At 35.9% G+C, this 22,725-nt stretch carries 21 protein-coding genes; 2 read left to right on the top strand and 19 right to left on the bottom strand.

Going from position 1 to position 22,725, the window contains the following annotated elements; all coding sequences use genetic code 11:
• Positions 1 to 29: 29 nt before the first annotated feature.
• Together WNY79_RS12255 and fliS are read right to left on the bottom strand one after the other, a co-directional pair.
• Positions 30 to 329 (bottom strand): hypothetical protein, encoded by a 300-nt coding sequence (locus tag WNY79_RS12255; RefSeq protein ID WP_197101031.1) that lies wholly within the window; start codon positions 327 to 329, stop codon positions 30 to 32.
• An 8-nt stretch (positions 330 to 337) separates the two neighbouring features.
• Complete coding sequence (gene fliS / locus WNY79_RS12250) at positions 338 to 739, bottom strand: flagellar export chaperone FliS (protein WP_197101022.1); 402 nt, start codon at positions 737 to 739, stop codon at positions 338 to 340.
• 338 nt (positions 740 to 1,077) lie between these two features.
• On the opposite strand from fliS, the gene WNY79_RS12245 reads away from it, so the two are divergent.
• Positions 1,078 to 3,084, top strand: a complete 2,007-nt coding sequence (locus WNY79_RS12245; RefSeq protein ID WP_342875973.1) for a 6-hydroxymethylpterin diphosphokinase MptE-like protein — start codon at positions 1,078 to 1,080, stop codon at positions 3,082 to 3,084.
• 254 nt (positions 3,085 to 3,338) lie between these two features.
• On the opposite strand, the gene WNY79_RS12240 is transcribed toward WNY79_RS12245, so the two are convergent.
• The 17 genes from WNY79_RS12240 to pseB all read right to left on the bottom strand — a co-directional run bounded on the left by WNY79_RS12240 (position 3,339) and on the right by pseB (position 20,552).
• Positions 3,339 to 3,935 carry a GNAT family protein gene (locus tag WNY79_RS12240; RefSeq protein WP_342875972.1) on the bottom strand — a complete coding sequence of 199 codons (597 nt, stop codon included), beginning with the start codon at positions 3,933 to 3,935 and terminating at the stop codon, positions 3,339 to 3,341.
• Positions 3,932 to 5,338, bottom strand: coding sequence for a DUF4910 domain-containing protein (locus tag WNY79_RS12235; RefSeq protein ID WP_342875971.1), 1,407 nt, complete (start codon positions 5,336 to 5,338; stop codon positions 3,932 to 3,934). Before WNY79_RS12235 ends, WNY79_RS12240 begins: the two co-directional genes overlap by 4 nt.
• A 5-nt stretch (positions 5,339 to 5,343) precedes the next feature.
• Positions 5,344 to 6,417: a hypothetical protein gene (locus tag WNY79_RS12230; protein WP_342875970.1), complete on the bottom strand. Its 1,074-nt coding sequence runs from the start codon at positions 6,415 to 6,417 to the stop codon at positions 5,344 to 5,346.
• A gap of 2 nt (positions 6,418 to 6,419) precedes the next feature.
• Positions 6,420 to 7,181 (bottom strand): HisA/HisF-related TIM barrel protein, encoded by a 762-nt coding sequence (locus WNY79_RS12225; protein ID WP_342875969.1) that lies wholly within the window; start codon positions 7,179 to 7,181, stop codon positions 6,420 to 6,422.
• Between the two features lie 49 nt (positions 7,182 to 7,230).
• The gene (gene hisH, locus WNY79_RS12220) at positions 7,231 to 7,848 is read right to left on the bottom strand and encodes an imidazole glycerol phosphate synthase subunit HisH (RefSeq protein WP_342875968.1); all 618 of its coding nucleotides are present in this window, start codon (positions 7,846 to 7,848) and stop codon (positions 7,231 to 7,233) included.
• On the bottom strand, positions 7,845 to 9,029 hold the full coding sequence (locus tag WNY79_RS12215) for an N-acetyl sugar amidotransferase (protein ID WP_342875967.1): 1,185 nt from the start codon (positions 9,027 to 9,029) through the stop codon (positions 7,845 to 7,847). Before WNY79_RS12215 ends, hisH begins: the two co-directional genes overlap by 4 nt.
• A gap of 23 nt (positions 9,030 to 9,052) precedes the next feature.
• Positions 9,053 to 10,780: a hypothetical protein gene (locus tag WNY79_RS12210; RefSeq protein WP_342875966.1), complete on the bottom strand. Its 1,728-nt coding sequence runs from the start codon at positions 10,778 to 10,780 to the stop codon at positions 9,053 to 9,055.
• A gap of 90 nt (positions 10,781 to 10,870) precedes the next feature.
• Positions 10,871 to 11,551 carry a PIG-L family deacetylase gene (locus tag WNY79_RS12205; protein WP_342875965.1) on the bottom strand — a complete coding sequence of 227 codons (681 nt, stop codon included), beginning with the start codon at positions 11,549 to 11,551 and terminating at the stop codon, positions 10,871 to 10,873.
• Entirely contained in the window at positions 11,538 to 12,602 is a 1,065-nt protein-coding gene (gene pseI, locus WNY79_RS12200; protein ID WP_342875964.1) for a pseudaminic acid synthase, read from the bottom strand. Before pseI ends, WNY79_RS12205 begins: the two co-directional genes overlap by 14 nt.
• The gene (locus WNY79_RS12195) at positions 12,592 to 13,320 is read right to left on the bottom strand and encodes a methionyl-tRNA formyltransferase (RefSeq protein ID WP_342875963.1); all 729 of its coding nucleotides are present in this window, start codon (positions 13,318 to 13,320) and stop codon (positions 12,592 to 12,594) included. Before WNY79_RS12195 ends, pseI begins: the two co-directional genes overlap by 11 nt.
• Positions 13,313 to 13,963, bottom strand: coding sequence for a formyltransferase family protein (locus tag WNY79_RS12190; protein WP_342875962.1), 651 nt, complete (start codon positions 13,961 to 13,963; stop codon positions 13,313 to 13,315). Before WNY79_RS12190 ends, WNY79_RS12195 begins: the two co-directional genes overlap by 8 nt.
• Positions 13,964 to 15,091 (bottom strand): UDP-2,4-diacetamido-2,4,6-trideoxy-beta-L-altropyranose hydrolase, encoded by a 1,128-nt coding sequence (gene pseG, locus WNY79_RS12185; protein ID WP_342875961.1) that lies wholly within the window; start codon positions 15,089 to 15,091, stop codon positions 13,964 to 13,966. It abuts the gene before it with no gap.
• 65 nt (positions 15,092 to 15,156) lie between these two features.
• A complete protein-coding gene (locus tag WNY79_RS12180) occupies positions 15,157 to 16,446 on the bottom strand; it encodes an aminotransferase class III-fold pyridoxal phosphate-dependent enzyme (RefSeq protein ID WP_342875960.1) in 1,290 nt (429 codons plus the stop codon).
• Complete coding sequence (locus tag WNY79_RS12175; protein WP_342875959.1) at positions 16,446 to 17,267, bottom strand: glycosyltransferase family protein; 822 nt, start codon at positions 17,265 to 17,267, stop codon at positions 16,446 to 16,448. Before WNY79_RS12175 ends, WNY79_RS12180 begins: the two co-directional genes overlap by 1 nt.
• A gap of 56 nt (positions 17,268 to 17,323) precedes the next feature.
• Positions 17,324 to 18,313 (bottom strand): aldo/keto reductase, encoded by a 990-nt coding sequence (locus WNY79_RS12170; protein WP_342875958.1) that lies wholly within the window; start codon positions 18,311 to 18,313, stop codon positions 17,324 to 17,326.
• A 2-nt stretch (positions 18,314 to 18,315) separates the two neighbouring features.
• The gene (gene pseC / locus WNY79_RS12165) at positions 18,316 to 19,524 is read right to left on the bottom strand and encodes a UDP-4-amino-4,6-dideoxy-N-acetyl-beta-L-altrosamine transaminase (protein ID WP_342875980.1); all 1,209 of its coding nucleotides are present in this window, start codon (positions 19,522 to 19,524) and stop codon (positions 18,316 to 18,318) included.
• 26 nt (positions 19,525 to 19,550) lie between these two features.
• The gene (pseB, locus tag WNY79_RS12160; RefSeq protein ID WP_342875957.1) at positions 19,551 to 20,552 is read right to left on the bottom strand and encodes a UDP-N-acetylglucosamine 4,6-dehydratase (inverting); all 1,002 of its coding nucleotides are present in this window, start codon (positions 20,550 to 20,552) and stop codon (positions 19,551 to 19,553) included.
• Between the two features lie 536 nt (positions 20,553 to 21,088).
• Here pseB and WNY79_RS12155 point away from each other — a divergent pair.
• Positions 21,089 to 22,525 carry a sigma-54-dependent Fis family transcriptional regulator gene (locus WNY79_RS12155; RefSeq protein WP_342875956.1) on the top strand — a complete coding sequence of 479 codons (1,437 nt, stop codon included), beginning with the start codon at positions 21,089 to 21,091 and terminating at the stop codon, positions 22,523 to 22,525.
• Positions 22,526 to 22,725: the final 200 nt, after the last annotated feature.

Here is a 22,725-nt window from a genome sequence, read left to right as displayed (position 1 = left end):
GAATAAAGGTAGTTTATTAGGTCTGTTTACTAGGTGTTTTTATAAGCTTTTATCGCCTTTCCTGACTTTTTATGTTTAATAATAGCTTTTGATGATTCGTTTTTGGCACTATTCGCTTTAACTAAAATGGTATTTATACGAAGCTGAATTAATTCTAATTGCTCTGTACTTGGACCTTCGCTACTTTCGCACCATTGCTTTAGTTTAGTATTTAAAGTGTCTAAAAAAGGCTGAGCTTCGTCTGCATTATCATCATTTACTAACACTTCAATTTTACTAAGTAATGCTTGTATCTGCTCAGCATTGCTTACTGGTGTTTGCGAATCCATAATTTAAATTAAACCGCAGGGTTACGTTGATCTAATGGGATATTATCCCAGCCTTCTTTAATTTCTTTAACAATACTTGATACTTCAATAATTGCTTCAATATCGTTATGTAAGTTAGCTTGTGTTAAACGGCGTTGGCAGTAATCGTAAAGTGCCAATAAATTGTTAGAAATACTAGGATCTTGCTCTACTTCTAAATTAAGAGCGTCTTGTAGGGCACCAAATAGTAAAACACAGGCTGAAATGTTTTCACCTTTCTTTTGTATTTCCTTGCGCTCAATAAATCCCTTTGTTGCAGCTAAGCGGCCGATAATATTACTAAATATAAGGTTTATTTGTTCGTATGGCGCCATTTCGGCAATACTACTAGCACGAACTTGACCGTATTTTTTTACTGAGATATGAGCCATGGGGGAATCCTAAAATTTATATTACTAAAATTGTGTGATGCAATACCCAAATAGAGCAAAAATAATGCCAAGTACTTTGGTGGTATTTAGTAATCGGCACATAAGTAACTTAATATAATTATAAACATCGTCAAATAAAAATTGGCGCATAAATTGCGTGAGGTTATATAGATACTATTATATCAGACCTATTCTTAAGGTATTAAACATTTATTTAAAATAAAGCATAATGCTTTAAATAGGTAGTGAACTGTCAGTTTACAGTCATATCAAATTTTTAGCTTAGTGATAAAATTTGATAAAAGCTCAACAAATCAAATGAAAAACTGGAGTGTATTTTGAACACAGTAGAAAGTGAATTAAAAAAAATGATGCTCAAAGCAACTTTGTTAGCAAACTTAGAATTACTAAAAGAAAAAATGCCACAGATCTTTGATATGTTTAAAAATTTCCAACCGACTGATACGGGAGTAGTTATTGACGATGAAGGGAATGAAAACTTGTACAATAATGGTAGATTTTCTTACACTGAAAATCCGCGTGAATTTGCAAAAAAACAAGTTAGTAAGTTTTTAAAAAGTCCTGTCTATTCTCACTACAGGATAAAGCATTCGAATGACGAAAATATTGTTTTTAAGCATGCAGCCTTACTTAAATCTATTAATAATGTGAGATTAGAACATGGTGGGGAGAAATTAGATAATCCTGCAAACGAGCAGCAATTAGACTTTGTATGTTTTTTAGGAGCTGGGTTAGGCTACCACATTAAAGAGCTCTTGAATAAAAAAAATGTATTGAATGTTTTTTTATACGAACAAACACCTAGTACTTTTTATGCTTTATTACATTGTATTGAGTTAAGACCGCTGTTTAATAAGTGCCTTAATAATGGAGGGGTATTTAGAATTCAAGTGGGGGGGACAAAGCATGATGTTGTTAATGAAATTGGCTCTATGCTTTCTATGCAAGGTTTCTTTAATACAAGTGTAATTCACTACTTTAAACATTATAATAGCGATTCAATAGATGAGGCAATAAAAAAAATCAAAGAGGTTGGGCACCGTTGGCATGGTGGTTGGGGCTTTTTTGAAGATGAAATTATAGGAGTTTCCCATACAATAGCTAATTTAACAGCGCAATTTCCAGTGATAAAAAAAGCCGGTAGCTTTAAAAACAAACTAAAAGATACTCCCGTATTTATTGTGGCCAACGGACCTTCTTTGGACTTGGCGATTGATTTTTTAAAAGAAAATCAAAAAAATATTATTATTATATCTTGTGGTACAGCATTAAAAGCTTTACTAGTGAATAATATTAAACCCGATATACATGTTGAAATGGAACGAACTGCACAGCTATTAGATTGGGTTGAAGTCGTTGAACGAACAAAAGGGATAAACATTAAGTTAAGCGATTTAAATATAATTGCTCTCAATACTGTTTTTGACCAGATTTTGAAACGCTTTAAATCTGCATTTTTACTTAATAAACTGAACGATGCTGGGGGGCTTTTAATACGGCGCCTAGATGAAAAGTTGAAATATTCTTATCCAATGTATACTAACCCTTCTGTTTCTAATACTGGGTTGGCTATTGCTACTGAATTAGGGTTCGAAAAAGTATATTTAGTAGGAACAGATTTTGGTTTTGCTTCTCAAGACTATCACCATTCGAAGCATAGTATTTATTTTGATAAAAACTTTAAGTACAAAGATAAAGTGATTGAAAAAATGCAAACTAATATGACTGTAAAAGGTAACTTCAAAGAAGAAGTGTTTACTACAGGTATATTTGACTTGTCCAAGTCAAGTGTTGAATTTTTACTGCAAAACAAACCACATATTAAAGCTTTTAATACTTCGGATGGGGTCTTTATAAGAAATGCTAAGCCTGAGCATATTTCTAATATAAAAATAAAAAATAAAATGGTTAATAAAGAGAAAACAATAACGACACTGCTTAAAGCTGCATCTTCTAGCGAACAGTTATTTGAAAGTAATATCAATAGTCATATTGACGATGTTAAAACAAAATTAAAGGTTTTTTTACAACAGTTACTAGAGTTAGTCCCCCCTCATTTTCATACCCGAGAGCAGTTGGCACAAGCTTTTTCTGAACAAAACAAAATGTTATTAGAGATGCAACGTGAAGATGAGACCGTTTTTATTTTGGTTCAAGGGACATTTAAATACTTTCAAACATATATAATGGCGAGTTCTTACTATTATAGAAATCTGGAGATGCGTGCTGATTTTATAAATTCTTGTATTAACGCGTTTAATGAACATATAAATGATATTTATATAGAGTTTATTAAATATTATAATAAGCCTGCTAAAGTTTAAAGTTATCCTAAATTTTTTAGGCCTGCTCTGTAATTACTTCCTTATTATGTTATGGCTTATAACACTTACTAATCAGTTTATTAGAAGTTCACATCCTATGGGAGAAAAAAGAATGAGAGCTTATAAAGTTGGGGTAAGAAAGTGATTACAATTTCTCATTATTGAGATAGTGACCTGTCTATTCTTAGATATAGCTTTTAAAATTGAATAACCAAGATTGAGGGGTCACTTTAATTTTATTGCAATTATGCATTTTAGTTTGTAGGGGAGGTATAGACTGTAATTATAGGGAGGTGTTTGACTTGTTCTTGAAAAAAACAAACTTGCACTAAATCACATGGTTGATTTTTAAAAATATAATGATTTCTCAATACACCATCTCGGGTGTAGCCTGCGTTCAAAAAGGCTTTTGTACTTGCAACGTTTTGTTTATATGCACCAGCATTTAGCTTTCTGAGCTTTAATTTATTTATGCTAAAACTAGAAATTAGTTGTATAGCTTGAGTTGCAATGCTTTTACCCCAAACAGTTTTATCTCCAATAAACAGGCTAATATCAGCGATATTGTAGTGAGTATTAATATTACCAACTTTGATGTTACCTATATGTTTATTGTTTTCTTTCAAGCGTATAGTGAATAAATGTTCGTTGGGATTATCTTGAATATGGACAACATAAGCTAATATTGATTGCAGATCTTGAGTAGAGTGGCGAGTTTCCAAATATTGGTTGATGATAGGATCATTGAGCCATCTTACGTATTCATCGCTCACGTCGTCTTCTTCAATTGATTGAAGGTAGATTAAAGGCACTTCTTCTGATGTTACCGTTATTTTATTGTTACTTTTCATACAGGTCTTTTCCAATAGTTAGCTGGAATTAGTAGCTTGTTTTCTACCCATTCTCTGAGGTATTCGTATATTTCTTGGCGAGGTAGGTCATACTTTATTGATAAATCATTGACTGTCATATCGTCATCTATCTCTCTAGGCAAGCAGTTCATTAATTTATTCCAACGGCCATTGATACTATTGTAATCAACACCGGTATTACTGACTTCAGGGATCGATTTATAAAGGCCATAAGCCGATAAACAGACTAAACCATTAAAGTTTATTTTGTAGCATTGATTGAACTTATCGTTTGAAATTTCTTTACTATAAAAAAGTGAATTATTACGCCTTATATTTTTATTAGGTAAAGTGTTATTGTCAATTGCTTCGTAGTTCTCAATTATATCTATTACCGTATCAACACAGTCTTGTAAGTGTTGCTCAGATAATAGTTCAGGGGTGTCTAAATCACTATGATATTCGCTAAAAGGCCAGCGAGTTAATGAAATACATGGAATGTTATAGGGCGGAGCCTCAAATACCGTTTCGTCATTACCGTAGATACTTCTAAATCCACCTTGTTCGAAAGTAATATATTTATTTTTAAATGCAGATTCTGCAGCAGCATCTAATGGCTGGTTACCTAAGTAGCTATGTTGCAGTCGCATGGCTGCCTTATTACCTACAGATTTAAGTAAAATACATCCCTTTATTTTTGATTGCTCTTCTTGATTCATATCGTTTAACCAAAACATTGGGCCATGTAGCTCTGGAGCTATTAATAATCTATAGCTATATTTGAATGGTTTTAAAGTCGCTTTTTTTTGTAATGCTTGCATAACTCTTATAGCAACCGCGCAGCCAGAGATATCATCATTAGCTTGGAATGGGTGACAATTATGGCCATTAATAACCAATGTTTCTTTACTTTCACCGGGTAATAAATAGTCGAGCACTTTCATTGTGCTAGGAGTAGATTTGGTTTCAATCTCAATGCGATACTCAACGTCCTCCAGTTTTATTCTTTCTTTGTGAGGTATAGATATTCCCCAGGTAACCTCTCTTGGGCGGTATAAATTTTTCCATTGGTATAACACCGCATCAGGTAATTCCTTACTACTGGTTAAGTGCGCTTGTAGTTCATTGAGTGATAATTTTGCTGTATAGCTCGGTGATAGAGTCGCTAAGCCAAGCGGAGATAACCCCGCATCATAAACTATTTTATTTTCGTGATATATTTTTGCTTTTTTTACGTGCCAGCTATGCGGAATAAACCAACCATTAAGCGATTGGCCTGAGGCATACTCATGTACATCAAAATCCAATTCACTTAAGTATTGAGGAATAGCATTGTCGTTGCCTTGTCCTGTAATTGAATAGCTAAAAGGAAAAAGTTTTTTGACCAAGGGCAGCACATTCATTTGAGTTAATCCTTAAATCCTAGTCCATCGATTGTTACTTCATATGACATAGCGTCGTCAATAATATTTTGTGGGGTATGAATACGCATACCTTCCTTCAGATAAGACTTGTAGCACTTCTCTTCACAAGAGACCTCTTCAAGCGCAATAAAGCCATTACGAGCAGCGACGATAATACTGTTATTTGCTTCAGAATTAGTGATCCGAATAATTAATCCTGAACAAAAAGGATGCATAGGAGGGGTTTCATTATTGTATTCATCGGTCAGAGTGATTAATCTCACTTTTTTAAATCGTAACTTTATTCCTTGGATAAAGCTGGCAGCACCTGAATATGGCTCATCAAAACCTTGGCAAAAGCTGACGATTTCTTGTGCTGTCCAGTGCCAATTTATATAAGCTTGTCTATCTGTTCTCAGTCGAGGGAAATAAAGCCTGTGCTTATTTAATTCTGAATAGGGCACAGGAATAAACTCACTTCCTTCGATAAATTTTGTTGCTAGTTTATGGATGAAACATGTTCCATGTTTAACATTTTCTGCAAAATATTGGTTTGGTGTATTTACTTCTGAGCTAATATTAAAGCGTAGCTGATCAAAAATATCTCCTTGATCCACTTTGTTGGTTATTTGTTGGAAAAAACACCCGCCATCCATATTTTTATTTAATAGTTGCCATGTATAGTGTGCGCCCCCAAGATAATGCGGAATAGGAATCGCATTTATATTAAACATACCGTAGAAAAATTGTGACAAAACTTGATTATTAAAAACCCAAGCAGGTCCAAAACACAGGGCTAGAGAGTGTTTAGGGATAATAGCGCTAAATTGTTTTTTTGTGAGTAGGTTAATGTCAGTAATTACATGTGGATTAATGTTCAGCTCTTTACAATAGTCAGCAAGTGTATTATTAGAAAGTGTAAGCTTTTCGTCTATGTGGCGAGTAGCAACAATCATAGTAACGTTAAAATCTAATTCTTTAAAAATTTTTGCGCTAACTGCCATCAAATCTCCGCCTCCAATTAAGACGATATTTTTTAATGATAAAAAGTTAACTTTTTTTCCTATCGATGATGACATTACTAAACCTTTTTAAATGCAATACCGTAATTTGTTAGATAGCTTTTAGCTCGGATAGGGTTACTGTCAGAAAAGTTGAATAAACTACCACATCCTAGAGCACTTATATTGGTTTTAGTAAACGCTTCATGAAGATGCTGGTAGGTCCCCGAACCACTACAGCCAATAATAGGGATATGAGCAAATTCCATAACTTGTTGTAATAACGGAATGTTAAATCCATCCATCATGCCATCATGTTCAATAGACTGGATCATAAATTCCCCAGCTCCAGATGCTTGACATTGTGCAATGTGGCTTGCTAATGAACTCTCTTCTTGCTTCTTCCCACATTGTGAATAGAGTCGATAGCTACCATTCTCGTCAATTTTTATATCAATACTAATAATTATCGCCTGTTGGCCAAGTTCACTTGCTATTTGATTAATCAGGTCTGGGTTTTTATAAGCGCTGGAGTTTATAATGACCTTATCAGCGCCTTGATTTATTAGGTAAGCTGCATCGCTAAAACTACGTATACCACCTCCTACAGATAATGGCATGAAGCTCACTTTAGCAATTTCAGGTATTAGCCGAGCGAGTTGTTCTATACTTCTATTTTTTCTATTTATGTTTAATAAAACCAACTCATCTGTGTATTGCGAGTTATAGACACTTGCACTTTTTATTGGGTCGCCTACCGCACGCCATGTGTCAAATTGCCTAGTCTTTACAAGTTTATCGTCAATTAGTTGCATAATAGGGATAATGCGTTTTTTGAGCATACTCTGCATCCATAAAGATTTTAATTTTACATATGTAACTATGTTTTTGTTAGAGCGAACCATCCCACTCGCAAAAGTTTTCTAGGAGTTTCATCCCATTTTTTTGACTCTTTTCAGGATGAAATTGAACACCTATAATATTTTTATTCGCAACGGCACAAACAAAATCACTACCGTAATTAGTAGTTGCTATTACATTGGCCGCATCTTTACATGACATATGGTAACTATGGACAAAATAAAAATCTCTCTTATCTTTGATTTGGTCAAATATAGGATGTGCTTGAGTAAAGTGCACTTCATTCCAACCAACATGCGGAACTCGATAACTTTCTGTGGGAATCATTGCCGATACGTTGGCATTAATAGCATTTAAGCCATTAATATTCCCTCCCTCTGAGCCAGTAGTAGCAAGTAATTGCATACCCAAACAAATACCTAAAGTAGGAGTGCCTCGCTCTATTAAATCATCGATAGCAGTTAAAAAGCCCATCTGATCTAAGCGTTGAGTTACTGCTTTAAAATTACCAACTCCTGGTAATATAAAGTGACTTAAGTCGATTAGCATTTCTGGCTTGTTTACGAAAATGGGATCATACCCATTTTCATAAATTGCATTGTATACCGACTGAACGTTACCTAGACCTATATTCAAAATTCCGATCATAATAATTTCTTAACGATGATACCTCTATCTTCAGGATCTTCTCGATACCAGCGTTCAAAGTCGCTAGTCTTTGGTGCGTATTCCATTCCTTTAAAGTCTGGCTGAAAAGGTGGGACAACTGTTTTTGCAACTATGTGGTTAAATTGATCCTCGGTGATCCCTAGATACTCTAAGAACAAATCTAGTGAGGGGGGTTTACGCCCTTCATAATCTGCGATGAGTTTATCTGCATGTTCTTTGGCTATACGACCATTACGTAAATCAAGCGCAGTCATTTGACTTACACGGCTATAACCTCGCTTTAGATATTTTATATAATCACGCATACCTTGCATTGAACATTCAATTTTTTCATATGGGTACTCTTCCCATGGCATGCCCTCAACTTGATCACCACGCCAACCTAACTCTTTTTCTATTATTTTTGTATTAGCTTTCACATCCCATGGTATGTAGGAACCTAAACACACTGATTGGTATTTTAGTTTTTTTAAATCTCTTAGACTAGGGTAAGTATATGGTGTCAACTCTCGGGGATCGCATTGATAATCATCTTTTATCATAGAGTACATATCTTCAGCTGTAATCCCTAAATTAATAAACCGATTAAAGCGTGTTTCATCAACTTGCTCTATCTCATCATCTTCATAGTCATAATAAGCAGTATATTCTGAGGATGGTTCTCCCCAAAAAATAAGTGGGACATTGTATTTAAGCGCAATGTGCATAGGATAAGCAAAAATACCGGTATGACAATGCCAACAAAAGTCACCTTTTCGTACTAAAGCTTCAAGCATTAACCGTTTGACTAGCTTCCAATTTGGTGTAAATGAAATAACGTCAACACCGAGTTTTTTAAATGTTCGGCGATTATTTTCTAATAAAGTATCTCGCATGAAGCCATGGTTAAACTGCACAACAAGAGGACGAATATTAAAGTGTTTTACTAAATACCATAAAGTGTAAGTTGAGTCTTTCCCACCTGAAAATGGTAAAATACAGTCGTATTCATATTGCCCACGATGTTTTTCTATCACTCGCGATAGCATTTCAGCTCGTCTTTTCCAATCAATTTTTTCATCTTTGAATACTTTTTGTCGACAAATATTACAAACACCTTCGTCATCAAACTCTATTGTTTCATAAGTTTCAGGTAGATTGCAGGCTACACATTTTTGCATGTTAACTCCGGTATGGTTAGCAGTTATAAAATTCCAGTGCGTTCTAGTTTTTCTATTATGGGCTGGATTTCTGACGCTTGCTGGCTGAGTAAGTCACTGCTTATTTGCAACTTATTCTTTTTTTGATTTATAGGTTTTGCAAAGGAGGTTACAAATTTACTTTCACTAATATCATCAATAGGCATTAGCGATTGTAATATTTTAAACTTAGTGATATCGCCTGTAAATAAGTCTTCACTTTTCATAGATGACATTCGGTTTTCTATTAATGTTTCTTTGAATGCTAAAGAGTACTCCCTGGTGAAAAATAAATACCAAGCAATTTGTTGCTGCATAGTTAAATCTGAATCAAAAAAGCAAGTGAATTGCCCTTGAGTAAAATCATTATCAAAAAAACAGTGACGTAGTTGCTCGTTTTGAAATTGATTTTTTCCATGAATAGATTTAAAAACATCTTCATCAGCTCTCCAAATGTGTAAAAATTTACTTGATGGAAATAGCTCACAGAGAAATGGCGCAAAAATAGTATCCCAATGATTAATAATTACTGGTGTGCGTTGCTTAGTATAGGCATAACAAATTTCAGACACCCTATTTGTTAAATAAGCAGAGAGAAGTGTCGAAATAATATCTTTATCAAAGTTGCCAGATAAAATTCGATACATTAAGTGGTTTCTATCTGGTGGGATAAGTTGAGATTGCATTGTATGGTATGGAATGACTTTATCTGATTTCTTAAGAAATTCATATAAAGCTAAAGTACCGCAACGGCCTGTAGACATTACTTGAACAAAGTCAGGTATATTTGGAGCATATTGTTTTTTGATAGTACTAATATTTTCGCGGAAATGGTCAAAAGCGCCTTCATTGATTAGTGTTTTACACAAACTTTTAAATATTTTTATGTTTTTTTGTAATGAACCGCGATCAATAACTGGTTGTATAAAAGTTGATTTTGCTACTGCGATTTTTTTATCGTCGAATAATATATTACTTTTGCCTGTTGCTCTTGGGCGATAAGGTACTGGATCTAAGGCTAGAGATATTTCAGAATCGTGTTCAAAAAGATTAACTTCATCTTGTAATCTACAATATCTGATTAGCTCAAAGTAAGCCCAAATAGGTCGGTGGCAGTAGCCTGTACGTGAAGTAAAATCTTGATAGTGTTGACTTACCTTCTTATTCTCATTTTTATTAACAACTACTTCAATTGCTTGCTGAGCAAATATTTCAACATCGGCTAGAAATGACATACTCGATTCTATTAACTCTAGCGCCTTTTTATTGTTTTTCACTAAGTTCGCTACAATAGCCCATTGTTGCCAGCGTAAGGTAGGTTCGAATTCTTGAGCTGATAACTCTACTACCTCATCAATATTACCGGACATTACAAGTGCAACACCTAATTCACTTTTTAAATAGTGGTCATTAGGGTGCTCTTTAAGCGCGGTTAGACAAAGTTTAATACACTCGGTAATTAACCCCTGACGACGTAAAGACATGTAATAAGTTAAAATTATATCTAAGTTTTTAGGTAATAAATGATAGGCGCGTGCTAATAGTCTTTGCGCTTCAATAAAACGGCGTTCACTGATAAGTAAATTTCCATAAGTAACTATGGCATTAACATTATCATTTTGGAATTTCAAAGCTAACGTTAGATGAGATTCTGCTTGCTCTATACACTTATTATCGATGGCTTGTGTAGCCAATTCTAAGTACCAATCCGAATTTAATTGTTCTTTTGTCAAAAGTGACTCCATGATGGTTTATCATTGCTTAGTTAAATTAATCAAATATCATGCCATGAATTGTAGTGTGTTTAATTTAGTTTTACTGTATTAACACTCTATAATTCGTTCTATTTGAAAAACTTCAGCTTTAGCAAGGCCATGAGTAGCTCCGCGTAGCGTTGCTAGCGCTTCTATACATTCTAAACTTCGACTATGTGGAAAATCTCGCAGTTCTTGTTGATAACAAGTAAGTACTTGTTCTTTCTTCTGCCAGTACTGGCTGATATCAACGATATAGTTCCCTGAAAATTTTGGCATAGAGTTAGATTGCCACTCCGTACTTGATAGAATCTCAAATGAAAAGATTTTTTTTACGCAATTGCCAAGTATCGGTCTACACGCTGTCATTACGGCTTGGTGGGTTATTCTATGATCTATGTTTAAGTCATGAGCAAAATGAGTATAAATAATATTTGGATTAGTATTGTTCAATACTTCCTCTATGGCTTGTACTATTGTTAATAATGGTACAGTATCCATTTTATTATCAGGAAAATCAAAGTTTTGGTAATTATCTACCCCAAGTGTTTTCATGGCATTAGCCATTCCTCCACTTCGTTCTAGCTTATCTGAAGGAGTTATATCATTCCTAGCTGATATTCCATTGGTCATAAATAGAATATAAACATTATCACCCTCAGCAATGTGCTTAGCTATTGTTCCTGCGCAACCTAAAGCTTCATCATCAGGGTGAGCAGCTATAATGAGAACGTGGTTATTTTTTATCATCAGTAATTAGCTCCCAAGAAACGGCTGTACCACGAGTTATGTTTTGACTAGCGGTTTGCCCCAGTATTTTTTGAAAGTACTTAGGGGCTAAGCCATAGCCTGGGCGTATTTTTCTTATATGTTTTGTGGTGAGCACTTCACCTTGCTTAATGTCAGCAACAAAATAAAGCGAGCGACGGAAGGTCATACTTGCTTGTTCAACTGGTTTTCGCTCATAACCTGCTACACCAATAGCTTGGTAAGCCTCCTTAGTTTCTTTAACTAGTCGCTTGAATTCGTCTGGCTCTAAAGAAAATTCAGCATCGGGCCCTTTATCATTTCTATCCAGTGTGAAATGTTTTTCAATTAAATTTGCACCAAGAGCAATACTTGTGACCGAAACAACGGTACCTAGGCTATGATCTGAAAGTCCAGATATAACGTCAAAACGTTGACTAATATCAGCTATAGTTGCTAAGTTTGCTTGTTCTACTGGTGCAGGATATGCACTGATACAGTGTAAAACGACTAATTCAGTACAACCATTTTCTTTAGCAGTCGTAATTGCCTCTTCTATTTCTTCCATATTCGCCATACCAGTTGAAATAATCAGTGGCTTACCTGTTTGTGCAATACGTTTTATTAAAGGTAAATCCGTTATTTCAAAAGAAGCTAATTTATAGGCTGGTGCATCAAGGCTTTCGAGCAATTCAACAGCCGATTCATCAAATGGAGTGGAGAACAACGTAATACCGACTTCTTTCGCTTTATCAAATAACTGTTTATGCCATTCAAAGGGGGTTTGTGCCCATTGATATAAATCGTAAAGTTTATAGCCATGCCATAAGCCGCCTTTTATTTGAAAATCGTCCTCATCACAATTTATAGTCATGGTGTCAGGCGTATAGCTTTGAATTTTTATTGCATCTACACCGCATTGTGCTGCGACTTCTATGCTTTTCAATGCTTGCTCTATTTTTCCGTTATGGTTCGCCGACAACTCCGCAATTATATATGGTGGGAAGTCAGGTCCGATGTTCGTGCCATTGATAGTAATAAATTTATGAGTCATTATTTTTTTCGCTCAAGTTTGTCATACGCTTTGTGATGATGACGTTTGCATTAAGTATTGGGGCTTCATTTTTTGGACAAGGGGTTAATTTTGCTTGCTCAAAAGTTAATGTGAAATCACCATAAGCTAAAAAAGCTTTAGGGTAACTATCTGCATCCATCATACGAATTAGATCATAAAGTTCTGTTAAGGTTTCGCTACCTTGAATTTTGCTTTGTTCAGGTTTTCTTCTTGTAAAGGTGGTTATATTTCCTGTTTGTGCAATGGGCATTGGCTCTATAGTGATAATGCTTTTAATCATGTCGAAAGTAAGTTTGGCGCAACGTTCAAATATTTCTTGTGCGCTACCCTCTAGTGATAAAGGTGCTTTTAAGTAAACGTCACCAGCGTCAAGTTGCTTAGTCATTTTCAACGCGGTTAACTTAGTTGTTTGATGGCCACGACAAATTAAGTTTTGCAAAGGGCTACCACCTCGACCATAAGGCACATCTGTCATATGAAAACATATACAAGTGAACTCATTAAGAATCTCTTCTGGTACCAGCCAACTCCAATGAGGAAAAAAAATATATTTAGGCTTAAGCGAGTGAAGGTTGTCTAAAGTTAGTTGGCTATGGTCATTAATTAATGTCCAGTTGCCAGGGGAATCAGAGAGAACTCGATCAAATTCTTTGAAATTCCAATCTTTTATTGTTGCTACTATGTAATTGTTAGTCATGACGAGATATTTCTATTTTGTATTTGATACCATCTTTAATAAAAAAAGCAGGATAGTCACTATTACTCACCACTCTAAGTAAATTAAACTGCTCAGCTAAACTTTTATTAACATCTAACTCGCTATCTTTTTTGTTTCTTTTAGCATAGAAATTTTCTTGTCCACACTGGGCATTGGCAGTTAATGTTGTAAAATTTTCAATAAACTCTTTAGCTAGTTTTATTGTTATTTTACCTTGCTTATCACGCCATTCATCATGTAGTTCGTTGCCGTTAAGCTCTATAGTGTCTTCAAGCCAGATGTTGCCACTATCAACATTTTCACTTGCTTCTAATAAGCATACAGGAATAGACATTTTTCCTTCAATAATTTGCCAGCTCATCGGGGCAAAACCTTTACCTTGAGGTAAGGCACTTTCATGAACAACAAGGTTATATTGATTGCGTTTACGTATTTTATTGGGAATAATTTGAGTACAGCCTAATAAAAAACACACATCGCCCTGTGTAATATCATCTGCATTTCTGAAAAGCTGACACTGATAATGAGATGAAAAATATGCCACCAATGCTTCAGCGTAAGGCAAAATCCATGAATCATTATCAACTAATATACTAATCGTTTTAAAACTCTGATTTCTCATTTATGCGCTCTTTGGTAGCTCTTTGTTTAATAAGACACGGGTCACTCTTTGTGCGCCTATTCCATCACAAACATTGAAACAATTTTCGACCATTATCTGATATTTTTTAGGGTGTAAAATTAGTTGTTCTATTTGGTCACAAATCATGGAGGAGCTAATGTCTTTATACCAACCCAGGTTGATTGTTGCACCAGAATCATTTAGATTTTTAGCTATCAACTGTTGGTTTTCAGCATTGACGGTTGTTAGGCAAGGCAAACCTAAGCAACATCGCTCCCATGCGGTTGAACCGCTCGCACCAATGGCAATATCAGCTTCTATCATTTGACTAGCCATATCTTTGCTGTCAATTATTAATGTACACCATGTCAGCGTATTACAAAGACGCTGTAAAGACGTTAAATGTATCGACTGGCCTGAAATAATTAAGCTTACCTGAATATTTGGCATGGTAATGTGTAATCTTTCTAATGCTAACAATGCTACTTGGGATAAATTATCTGGATCGCTCCCTCCCATTGAAATCATGATGTGAACATTACTGATATGATGCCCTAATTGCTCACTACGCTGATCGCGCTGAGTTTTTGCTTGAGCTCGATAGTGGCTAAATTCATCTCTTAATAACATGTAGTCTTTACCTAACAACATTGTGCAATGCTCAGGAATTAATGCTTGGTATGGTTCGGCATTTCGATTTAAGGTTTGATCAAGTAACACATTACATAACAGGGGACGGTTAGCTAAGTCATCAATAACGACAAGCTTCTTACAATAGTTAGTAACTAAAGCATGCCATGTCGCCTCTATGGCATAATGATCGACAATAAGGTAATCAGCAGGCGCAATTGTTTGCATTGCTTGAATACTTTGTTGTGCGTCTTCTATTATGGTACATCCAAGCCACGTATCACTATTTTTCTGAACAATATCGTTTGCCCCTTTAGGTAAAGGGATTAAAGAATAGTTATGTTCAATAATCAGGTGGTTAATATGACCATGATGTTCTCGACTAATAAAGCTTACATCAACTCCTTTATCCCTTAATGCGTTTGCTAGTGTTAAGCAACGCATAACATGGCCATAACCAATAATAGATGAGGCATCTACCTTAAACACTATATGCATAATGATTCTAGTAATAAATTAATGGAAAGATTGGTTTTATGTTCATTCATATTAAGGTATCTGCGTTATCTAACCTTAAAAACAGGCGATAATAACTCACCGTAAAACTTGTTATGAAAATCTTTATCTTCAATAGTTTGTAAGAGTATGTCGAGTACTTCTTTATATGCAGACAGTAGTGCATCAATATCTTCACTTTTATGCGAATAATTTAAGTTATGACCGCCACCAAGTAAAAATCCACGTAATGCCATCTCTTGTAAAAACAATGATTTCAATTCAATAGCACTATAATCACCTTGGGCATTAATAACCAGAAACGACCAGGTAGGGTGGCCGCTTAAGGTTAACCAATGCTGTGCTTGTAGATCATTAATTATTCGCGCTAGGCCTGTTTGTAACTTTTCTCCTATTGCTTCTAAGTGTGCAATAACTTTATGCTCTGTCATAAAATCTAAAGTGGCTTTTGTTGCAGCTAACGATAGGGTTTCTCCAGCAAAAGTACCTGAGAAAAAAATATCTTCCATGAGCATCATGATATCTTTGCGCCCAACGACTGCGGATATGGGATAACCATTTGCCATACCTTTTCCGAATGTGGCTAAGTCAGGGGTCACATTGAATAATTGTTGAGCACCACCCATAGAAAAACGAAAGCCAGTAATGGTTTCATCAAAAATTAATACCGCGCCGTGTTGCTGACATAAATCTTTCACTTTTTGTAAAAAATTATCTTCTGGAAAATGCGTGTTCATCGGCTCTAAAATAACGGCGGCAATCTGATTTTTTTGCTGATAAAACAATTGCTCTAACGATGAAATATCATTGTATTTAAATGTATGAGTCAGTGACTTGGTTGCTTCAGGTACACCTAAGTCTCGTGTGGTTGAGCCAATATACCAATCTTGCCAACCGTGATAACCACAAACAGCAACATGTTCTTTTTTAGTAAATGCACGGGCCAAACGAATGGCTGCTGAGGTAGCGTCACTCCCGTTTTTTCCAAAGCGGACCATATCCGCGCAAGGTATTAACTTAACAAGTTTCTCTGCAACAATCGTTTCAAGTTGATGAGGCAAAGAAAAAGTGACGCCTGATCTTATTTGCTCAATGACGGCATCATCAACGGCTTTATTGCAATAACCTAAAGAAACTGAAAGTAGTCCGCTTACAAAATCGGTATATTGATTATCATCGGCATCCCAAACTTGGCAATTTTCACCTCGCTTAATAAACAGTGGAGATACATGTTTAGGGTAAGCAATACGGCTTTTGCTAAATGTTTGCGAACCTAAAGGAATGGTTTTTTCAGCGCGTTCAAGCCAGTTTGATGATTGTTGATAGCGTTTGTTCATTACGTTGCCTGCCCTGTATTTAATAGGATGTTTTTCAACTGTTGTTGATCTTCTTTTTCAGACTTTAGTAAACCTTCGTTGCGCACAATATGATGATTTATTTTCGCTAATTCAGGTCTTCCCTGCATTAACGTGATTATATCCGCTAGGGTGAAATTCTGTTTTTGGGGATATAAATATTCATATATTTTGGTAATAAGCTCAAAGTCGCTTGGTTCATCTACCGTCCAACGATAATGAGATAAGTCTGGCTGATGAGTGTAATTACTCAAGGTAAACAACTGCGGGTTATTGCGAATAAAAGGTGTTACATGCTCGCGTTCTGAAGGCTTTTTAGCTAGTTGATAGGCTTTCTCTAATGCATCGAAGCTAAATACTTCAACATCTAACCCATCAGGTAAGGTTGCTGGTGCGCAGTTTGAACAATAATCACTGTTATTCTCCACGAATAAATCAATGACATTATCAATGATTACAGCATCTATCAGCGGGCAATCACCAGTCACTCTTACTATAGTAGTCATTTTATATTCGGTGCTATCTTTTGATTTAAACGTCATTGCAGCATGATAATAGCGCGCTAGAACGTCTGTTAAATCACCTCGAAAACAATCGATGCCCAATTGTTGACAGAACACCTCAATATCGTCATCACAGGCTTCATCACTTGTTGCAATAATAAGTCGGTGCGGTGTTTTTATTCTTTTAAGTCTCGCCACTTGATGAGCAAGCATGGGTTTGCCAAGGATTGGTAACAACACCTTGTTAGGTAGTCTTGACGATGACATGCGGGCTTGTAAAATAATTAATGTTTCATTCATGATTGCAATGGGCTCGTTCTGTACTTGTTAACTAAACTAATTGATATTCAGAAAAATTAAACAGACCACAAGCTAGGGTTAATAAAGCCAAGCCGTTCATCTGCTAATGCTAAAAGCTCTGTTTTACTTATAGATAATTCTTTTGCTAACTTGTAGGCCTCAACAATATCTCTAAGTTGTTGAGTGTTACACACCCCCACAACAAGCTTTTCAATGATACTTTTGTTTATTTGTTTAGGAACTTTGTTGTTAACATTTTGTTGAATATTAGTATGCGATTTCTGTGCCGTTATGTTTGCCCGTGAAGCAGGTGCTGAGTTAGGTGAACCATTCACTAACATTGCCAAGGCTAAGGTCACTTTAGTGCAGTTTAAGTGTTGAGCAAGTGCGGCAAAGTCATTGAGCTTTTGTTGGTATGGACGAAAGTAAGGGGCAATTTTATCTTGATCAATAAAGAGTAAGCCTTGTAAAAAGAGTGATCTTGCATGTAACACTATATTTTTTTGTTGACAAAATTCGATTACATCCGTCGCAATAAAGCGTTGATCAAACACATTAATAGGCGCTTGTACTACCTCAATGGGGTAGTGACTGGCAATTGTTTTAAGTTGTTCGGGTGTATACACTGATACACCAATACGTTTTATTAAACCTTGTGATTTAAGTGATAACGCTTGTTTGAACAGCGAGTCTTTTTTAGGGTGATAAAGTAAATTATCACTATGATGGAATAATAGCGTTTCAATTTGTTGCTGTTGTAAATGAGCTAATGAACGAAAAAAAGCGGTTTCAATTGAGTGTTGAACGTTATTTAGGGCGGGTATTTTACTGATAATATTAAAATCTTCACTCAATTTTGATTCATTGAATATTTCACCAAGTAAGTGTTCACTATTTCCGTATGCACCAGCACAGTCTAGGGTGTTTATGCCTAAGTGTTTTGCTTGCGTTAATATATCAAATACTTCAGTTTTATTTACCTGTCCTTGGGTATTACTAATACCGTAGTCTAAGCCGAACTGTACTGTACCTAAGGCGAGTTCCACGCTTAAGCGCCTAGACGGTTTATTTCATCAAGTACGGTTGTAATGATGTAACTTTGTTCATTTTGACTTAGCTGTGGGTATAACGGCAAAGATATTGCGCGCTCATAGTATTGCTCAGCAATAGGAAAGTCACCCTCTTTGAAAGCAAGATTACTATCGTTTTGCTGATAATAAGGCTGTAAATGAATTGGGATATAATGTACATGAGCACAGATGTTTTTGGCTCTCAGCGCGGTAACAATCGCTTTATGTTTTGCTTTTCGTATACCTTGTTCAAGCTTTGGCAGTAGTACTATATATAAATGATAAGCAGAATATATTGATGTTGCAGGCGTTAAACACGTTAAAGAGGAATCAGAAAACGCTTGATCGTAAGTTGCCGCTAATTGATTTCTGCGTGTTACAAAGTCATTTAAGCGCGTCGTTTGGCTAAGCCCTAAAGCAGCTTGTAGCTCAGTCATTCTGTAGTTAAAGCCTAACGTAACTTGTTGATAATACCAAGGTCCATGACTTGCTTCGCTCATTTTTTCTGGGTTACTGGTAACACCATGACTTCTTAATAACCGCATTTGCTCTGCTAGTTCTAAGTGCTGAGTTAATGCCATACCACCTTCGGCACTGGTAATTATTTTAACAGGGTGAAAACTAAAAATGGTAATGTCGCTATAGTCACAGCTACCCACCTTACTTGTTTGATAACTCCCACCAATAGCATGTGAAGCATCTTCAATAATGGCGAAGTTATATTTCTCACTGAGTGCTTTAATTGCCTGCATATCGCACGATTGTCCAGCTAAGTGCACAGGAATAATAACTTTAGGTAAGGTATTTGTTATTTCTGCTAAAGCAAGTTTTTTGGTTAGCTCTTCAACTGATATATTGCCTGTTGATATATCAATATCGACAAAATCAATAGTGGCCCCACAATAAAGTGCACAATTCGCTGAAGCAACGAAAGATATAGGGGACGTCCACACAACATCACCTTCACCCACTTTGAGTGCTAAGCATGCAATATGTAATGCTGAAGTTGCACTGTTAGTTGCTATAGCAAAGGGAACTTGTCCTTCATTTTTATTTATACACTGTTGAGCAACGGCTTGTTCAAATTCAGGTACTTTAGGTCCTTGAGCAATAAAATCTGACTTTAATACTTCAATAACCGCAGTAATATCTTCTGGTGATATATATTGTTTCCCGTAAGGAATCATCGCTTGTGGTATGAGTAAAGATGGATCTATAGACATGATTGTTTATTTAGTTCTTTAATTTCATTAAGGGATAAAAATTGTTCATTGTCGCGCGAGTTATATTCATAATTATGCGCTACTGCTTTACCCTTTTCGTTAATGGCGTTAACAGTAAAGTCATTACTGCGACTTGAAAATTTTATGCTTGGCGCAATAACAAAGTGATCGTCATATTCATAGGTATGATATGAGTCATCGGCAGGGCACATTATTTCATGCAGCTTTTCACCAGGTCTAATACCAATGATTTTAGTGGCTAAATCAGGGGCCATTGCTTGGGCAAGATCTAATATGCGCATTGATGGGATTTTAGGAACAAATATCTCACCGCCTAACATACGAGTAAAATTCTTTAAAACAAAATCAACACCGTCTTGTAGTGTAATCCAAAAGCGTGTCATATCCTTATGAGTAATAGGGAGTTCAGTTGCACCCTCAGCAATAAGCTTTTCAAAAAATGGTACTACAGACCCTCTCGATCCCACAACATTACCGTATCGCACTACGGAAAAAGTAGTTTTATGCCCACCTGAAATATTATTGGCAGCAACAAACAACTTATCAGAAACTAATTTAGTGGCTCCATATAAGTTAATAGGGTTGGCCGCTTTGTCAGTCGAAAGCGCAATAACTTTCTCAACGTCATGGGCGAGAGCTGCGGCAATAATATTTTCAGCACCATTAATATTAGTCTTTATGCATTCCATTGGGTTGTATTCGGCCGCAGGCACTTGCTTTAGGGCGGCAGCATGAATAACAAAATCAACACCATTCATCGCTTGAGTTAAACGTTCTTTATCTCTTACGTCACCAATAAAATAACGCATACAGGGTTGATCAAATTTTTGCTGCATTTCAAATTGCTTAAGCTCATCGCGTGAAAAAATAATTATTTTTTTAGGATTGTAGCGCTCAAGTAGCGTTTTTACGTATTTTTTTCCAAATGATCCAGTACCGCCAGTGATTAAAATTGTTTTATTATTGAACATAGTACTACCCAAGTTATTTATTATTGGCATTTTATTACACGCAATCGTAATTTTTTAATACATATCTCAATACTTTAACTACTAAGCAAGCAAAGTGCCAAGTTAATTTAGTAAAACGGTGGTATAAAGTATGGAATTTCGTAAGTTAAGTTATAATTTAATCAGTTGGCACCTTTTTTACTGTTATGAGAGTTTGATCGTTGCGAATTAACGTTTTAAACCAAACGAATCAAGCTAGTAAGAAGTTTATAAAGTAATTAACCTCAAAGAAAATAATGCGCAGCCTGAGTTACTCTGGCTATTGTTTAGCAAAAATCTATTTATCCGCTTTAATAACTTGAGCAATCGATAGAAGCTATTCTAGATTTATTTTAGTTTTGGTACTTAATGATTAACTATTAAGTATGATTAACTTAACTAGTCCGTCTGTTTTTTGGCGTTTATGTCAAAAAACTGCCGCTATCACTTGCATCCATGCTGAACTGGCTTACAATTTAACTAATTATACAAATTAGTGAAAGTACGGCTCGCTAAATATGATCTTGATTTTAGATAATAATAACAACCGCGCAATAGGATTAAATGCTTCACTTGGCTTTATTGGTGAAGCTGTTCAACTATTAAGCGAAGACTGCTTTGAACAAGAATGTAAAAAATATCAGCAGCAAGAATGCATGATTATTTTAGGAGCGTTGCAATCACTTGACCACGAAAGCTTAATTAAACGCTATCCAACATTACCGTTTTTATTAATTGGCGAAACGCTAAAACCACTATTAAGTATAGCTAATGTAGTGGGGCTTATTTGCGAGCCATTTAATCACGAAGTGACCACTCAGTTACTTCACGATTGCCAGCAGTATCAGCGCATGTTGCCAAATGAGCATAAGCATTCTAAACCACATAAAACTTTTGACGGACTTGTTGGTGAAACAGAGGCCGTAAAAGATGTGCGCTTTTTAATTGAGCAAGTGGCAAAAACCGACGCTAATGTTTTAATTTTAGGCGAATCAGGCACAGGTAAAGAAGTGGTTGCCCGTAATGTACACCTGCTTTCAAAGCGTATTAATGGACCGTTTGTACCTGTTAACTGTGGTGCTATTCCGGCTGAGCTGCTCGAAAGTGAACTATTTGGCCACGAAAAAGGCGCGTTTACTGGTGCTATATCGGCTCGTAAAGGACGCTTTGAACTAGCTCAAGGCGGGACGCTATTTTTAGATGAAATAGGCGATATGCCACTGCAAATGCAAGTTAAGTTGCTGCGAGTATTGCAAGAACGCAGCTATGAACGTGTTGGTGGTACAAAGGCAATCCAAGCTGATGTACGCGTTATTGCGGCCACGCATCGTAATCTTGAAACAATGATTGAAGAGGGTAGTTTTAGGGAAGATTTATATTACCGCTTAAATGTATTTCCTATCGAAAACCCATCGCTGAGTGAACGTGCTGATGATATTCCGCTGCTTTTAAAAGAGTTAATGCGCCGTGTTAACGACCAAACAGGTTCTACCGCTAAGTTTACTGAGCGCGCAGTTGAGAGTTTAAAAGAACATGCTTGGCCTGGTAATATTCGTGAGCTTGCTAATTTAGTGGAACGTATGGTTATTATGTTTCCTGAAAAAGTGGTTGATATTCCCGACTTACCTAATAAATATCGTTACATTGAAGTTGAAGCATACGAGCCAGAATACCCTGAAGAGTTAATGGAAAAAGACGCCTTTAACGATATATTTAGCACCGGCTTTAGTGATTACGAAAGTGAGCCAGACGCTGAGTTTAGCCAAAGGGGTAGTGGATTATTGCCAGATGATGGTATTGAACTTAAAGATTATTTAGCCGAACTTGAAATTAGCTTAATAACCCAAGCGTTAGAGCGCTATGATTACGTTGTAGCTCGCGCTGCAGAAATACTAGGTGTACGCAGAACAACACTCGTTGAGAAAATGAAAAAGTATAATCTTTCAAGAGATTAAGATCTAAAAGCAGCTGTCAGTGTTTAGTTATAAATTGGCCAAACACAGTAGATAAATAACCCCTCGTTTTGTAGGTGCGGTTTTATACCGCACTTTACTTAAAAAATATTAGCAAGAGAGCGAAGTAAATTCGCACCTACACGGTTTTTACTTTTGTTGTAGACGCTAGACTTGCTCGCGTGAAAAACAAGACTTTTAAT

Source organism: Pseudoalteromonas sp. AS84, assembly GCF_038900255.1.
Classification (GTDB): Bacteria; Pseudomonadota; Gammaproteobacteria; order Enterobacterales; family Alteromonadaceae; genus Pseudoalteromonas.
This window is presented reverse-complemented; position numbering and strand designations above follow the sequence as displayed.

Coding starts and splice junctions, on each gene's coding strand:
- WNY79_RS12255 (WP_197101031.1), bottom strand. CDS start 329: ATGGATTCGCAAACACCAGTAAGCAATGCTGAGCAGATACAAGCATTA.
- fliS (WP_197101022.1), bottom strand. CDS start 739: ATGGCTCATATCTCAGTAAAAAAATACGGTCAAGTTCGTGCTAGTAGT.
- WNY79_RS12240 (WP_342875972.1), bottom strand. CDS start 3,935: ATGAAAAGTAACAATAAAATAACGGTAACATCAGAAGAAGTGCCTTTA.
- WNY79_RS12235 (WP_342875971.1), bottom strand. CDS start 5,338: ATGAATGTGCTGCCCTTGGTCAAAAAACTTTTTCCTTTTAGCTATTCA.
- WNY79_RS12230 (WP_342875970.1), bottom strand. CDS start 6,417: ATGTCATCATCGATAGGAAAAAAAGTTAACTTTTTATCATTAAAAAAT.
- WNY79_RS12225 (WP_342875969.1), bottom strand. CDS start 7,181: ATGCTCAAAAAACGCATTATCCCTATTATGCAACTAATTGACGATAAA.
- hisH (WP_342875968.1), bottom strand. CDS start 7,848: ATGATCGGAATTTTGAATATAGGTCTAGGTAACGTTCAGTCGGTATAC.
- WNY79_RS12215 (WP_342875967.1), bottom strand. CDS start 9,029: ATGCAAAAATGTGTAGCCTGCAATCTACCTGAAACTTATGAAACAATA.
- WNY79_RS12205 (WP_342875965.1), bottom strand. CDS start 11,551: ATGATAAAAAATAACCACGTTCTCATTATAGCTGCTCACCCTGATGAT.
- pseI (WP_342875964.1), bottom strand. CDS start 12,602: ATGACTCATAAATTTATTACTATCAATGGCACGAACATCGGACCTGAC.
- WNY79_RS12195 (WP_342875963.1), bottom strand. CDS start 13,320: ATGACTAACAATTACATAGTAGCAACAATAAAAGATTGGAATTTCAAA.
- WNY79_RS12190 (WP_342875962.1), bottom strand. CDS start 13,963: ATGAGAAATCAGAGTTTTAAAACGATTAGTATATTAGTTGATAATGAT.
- pseG (WP_342875961.1), bottom strand. CDS start 15,091: ATGCATATAGTGTTTAAGGTAGATGCCTCATCTATTATTGGTTATGGC.
- WNY79_RS12180 (WP_342875960.1), bottom strand. CDS start 16,446: ATGAACAAACGCTATCAACAATCATCAAACTGGCTTGAACGCGCTGAA.
- WNY79_RS12175 (WP_342875959.1), bottom strand. CDS start 17,267: ATGAATGAAACATTAATTATTTTACAAGCCCGCATGTCATCGTCAAGA.
- pseC (WP_342875980.1), bottom strand. CDS start 19,524: ATGATTCCTTACGGGAAACAATATATATCACCAGAAGATATTACTGCG.
- pseB (WP_342875957.1), bottom strand. CDS start 20,552: ATGTTCAATAATAAAACAATTTTAATCACTGGCGGTACTGGATCATTT.
- WNY79_RS12155 (WP_342875956.1), top strand. CDS start 21,089: ATGATCTTGATTTTAGATAATAATAACAACCGCGCAATAGGATTAAAT.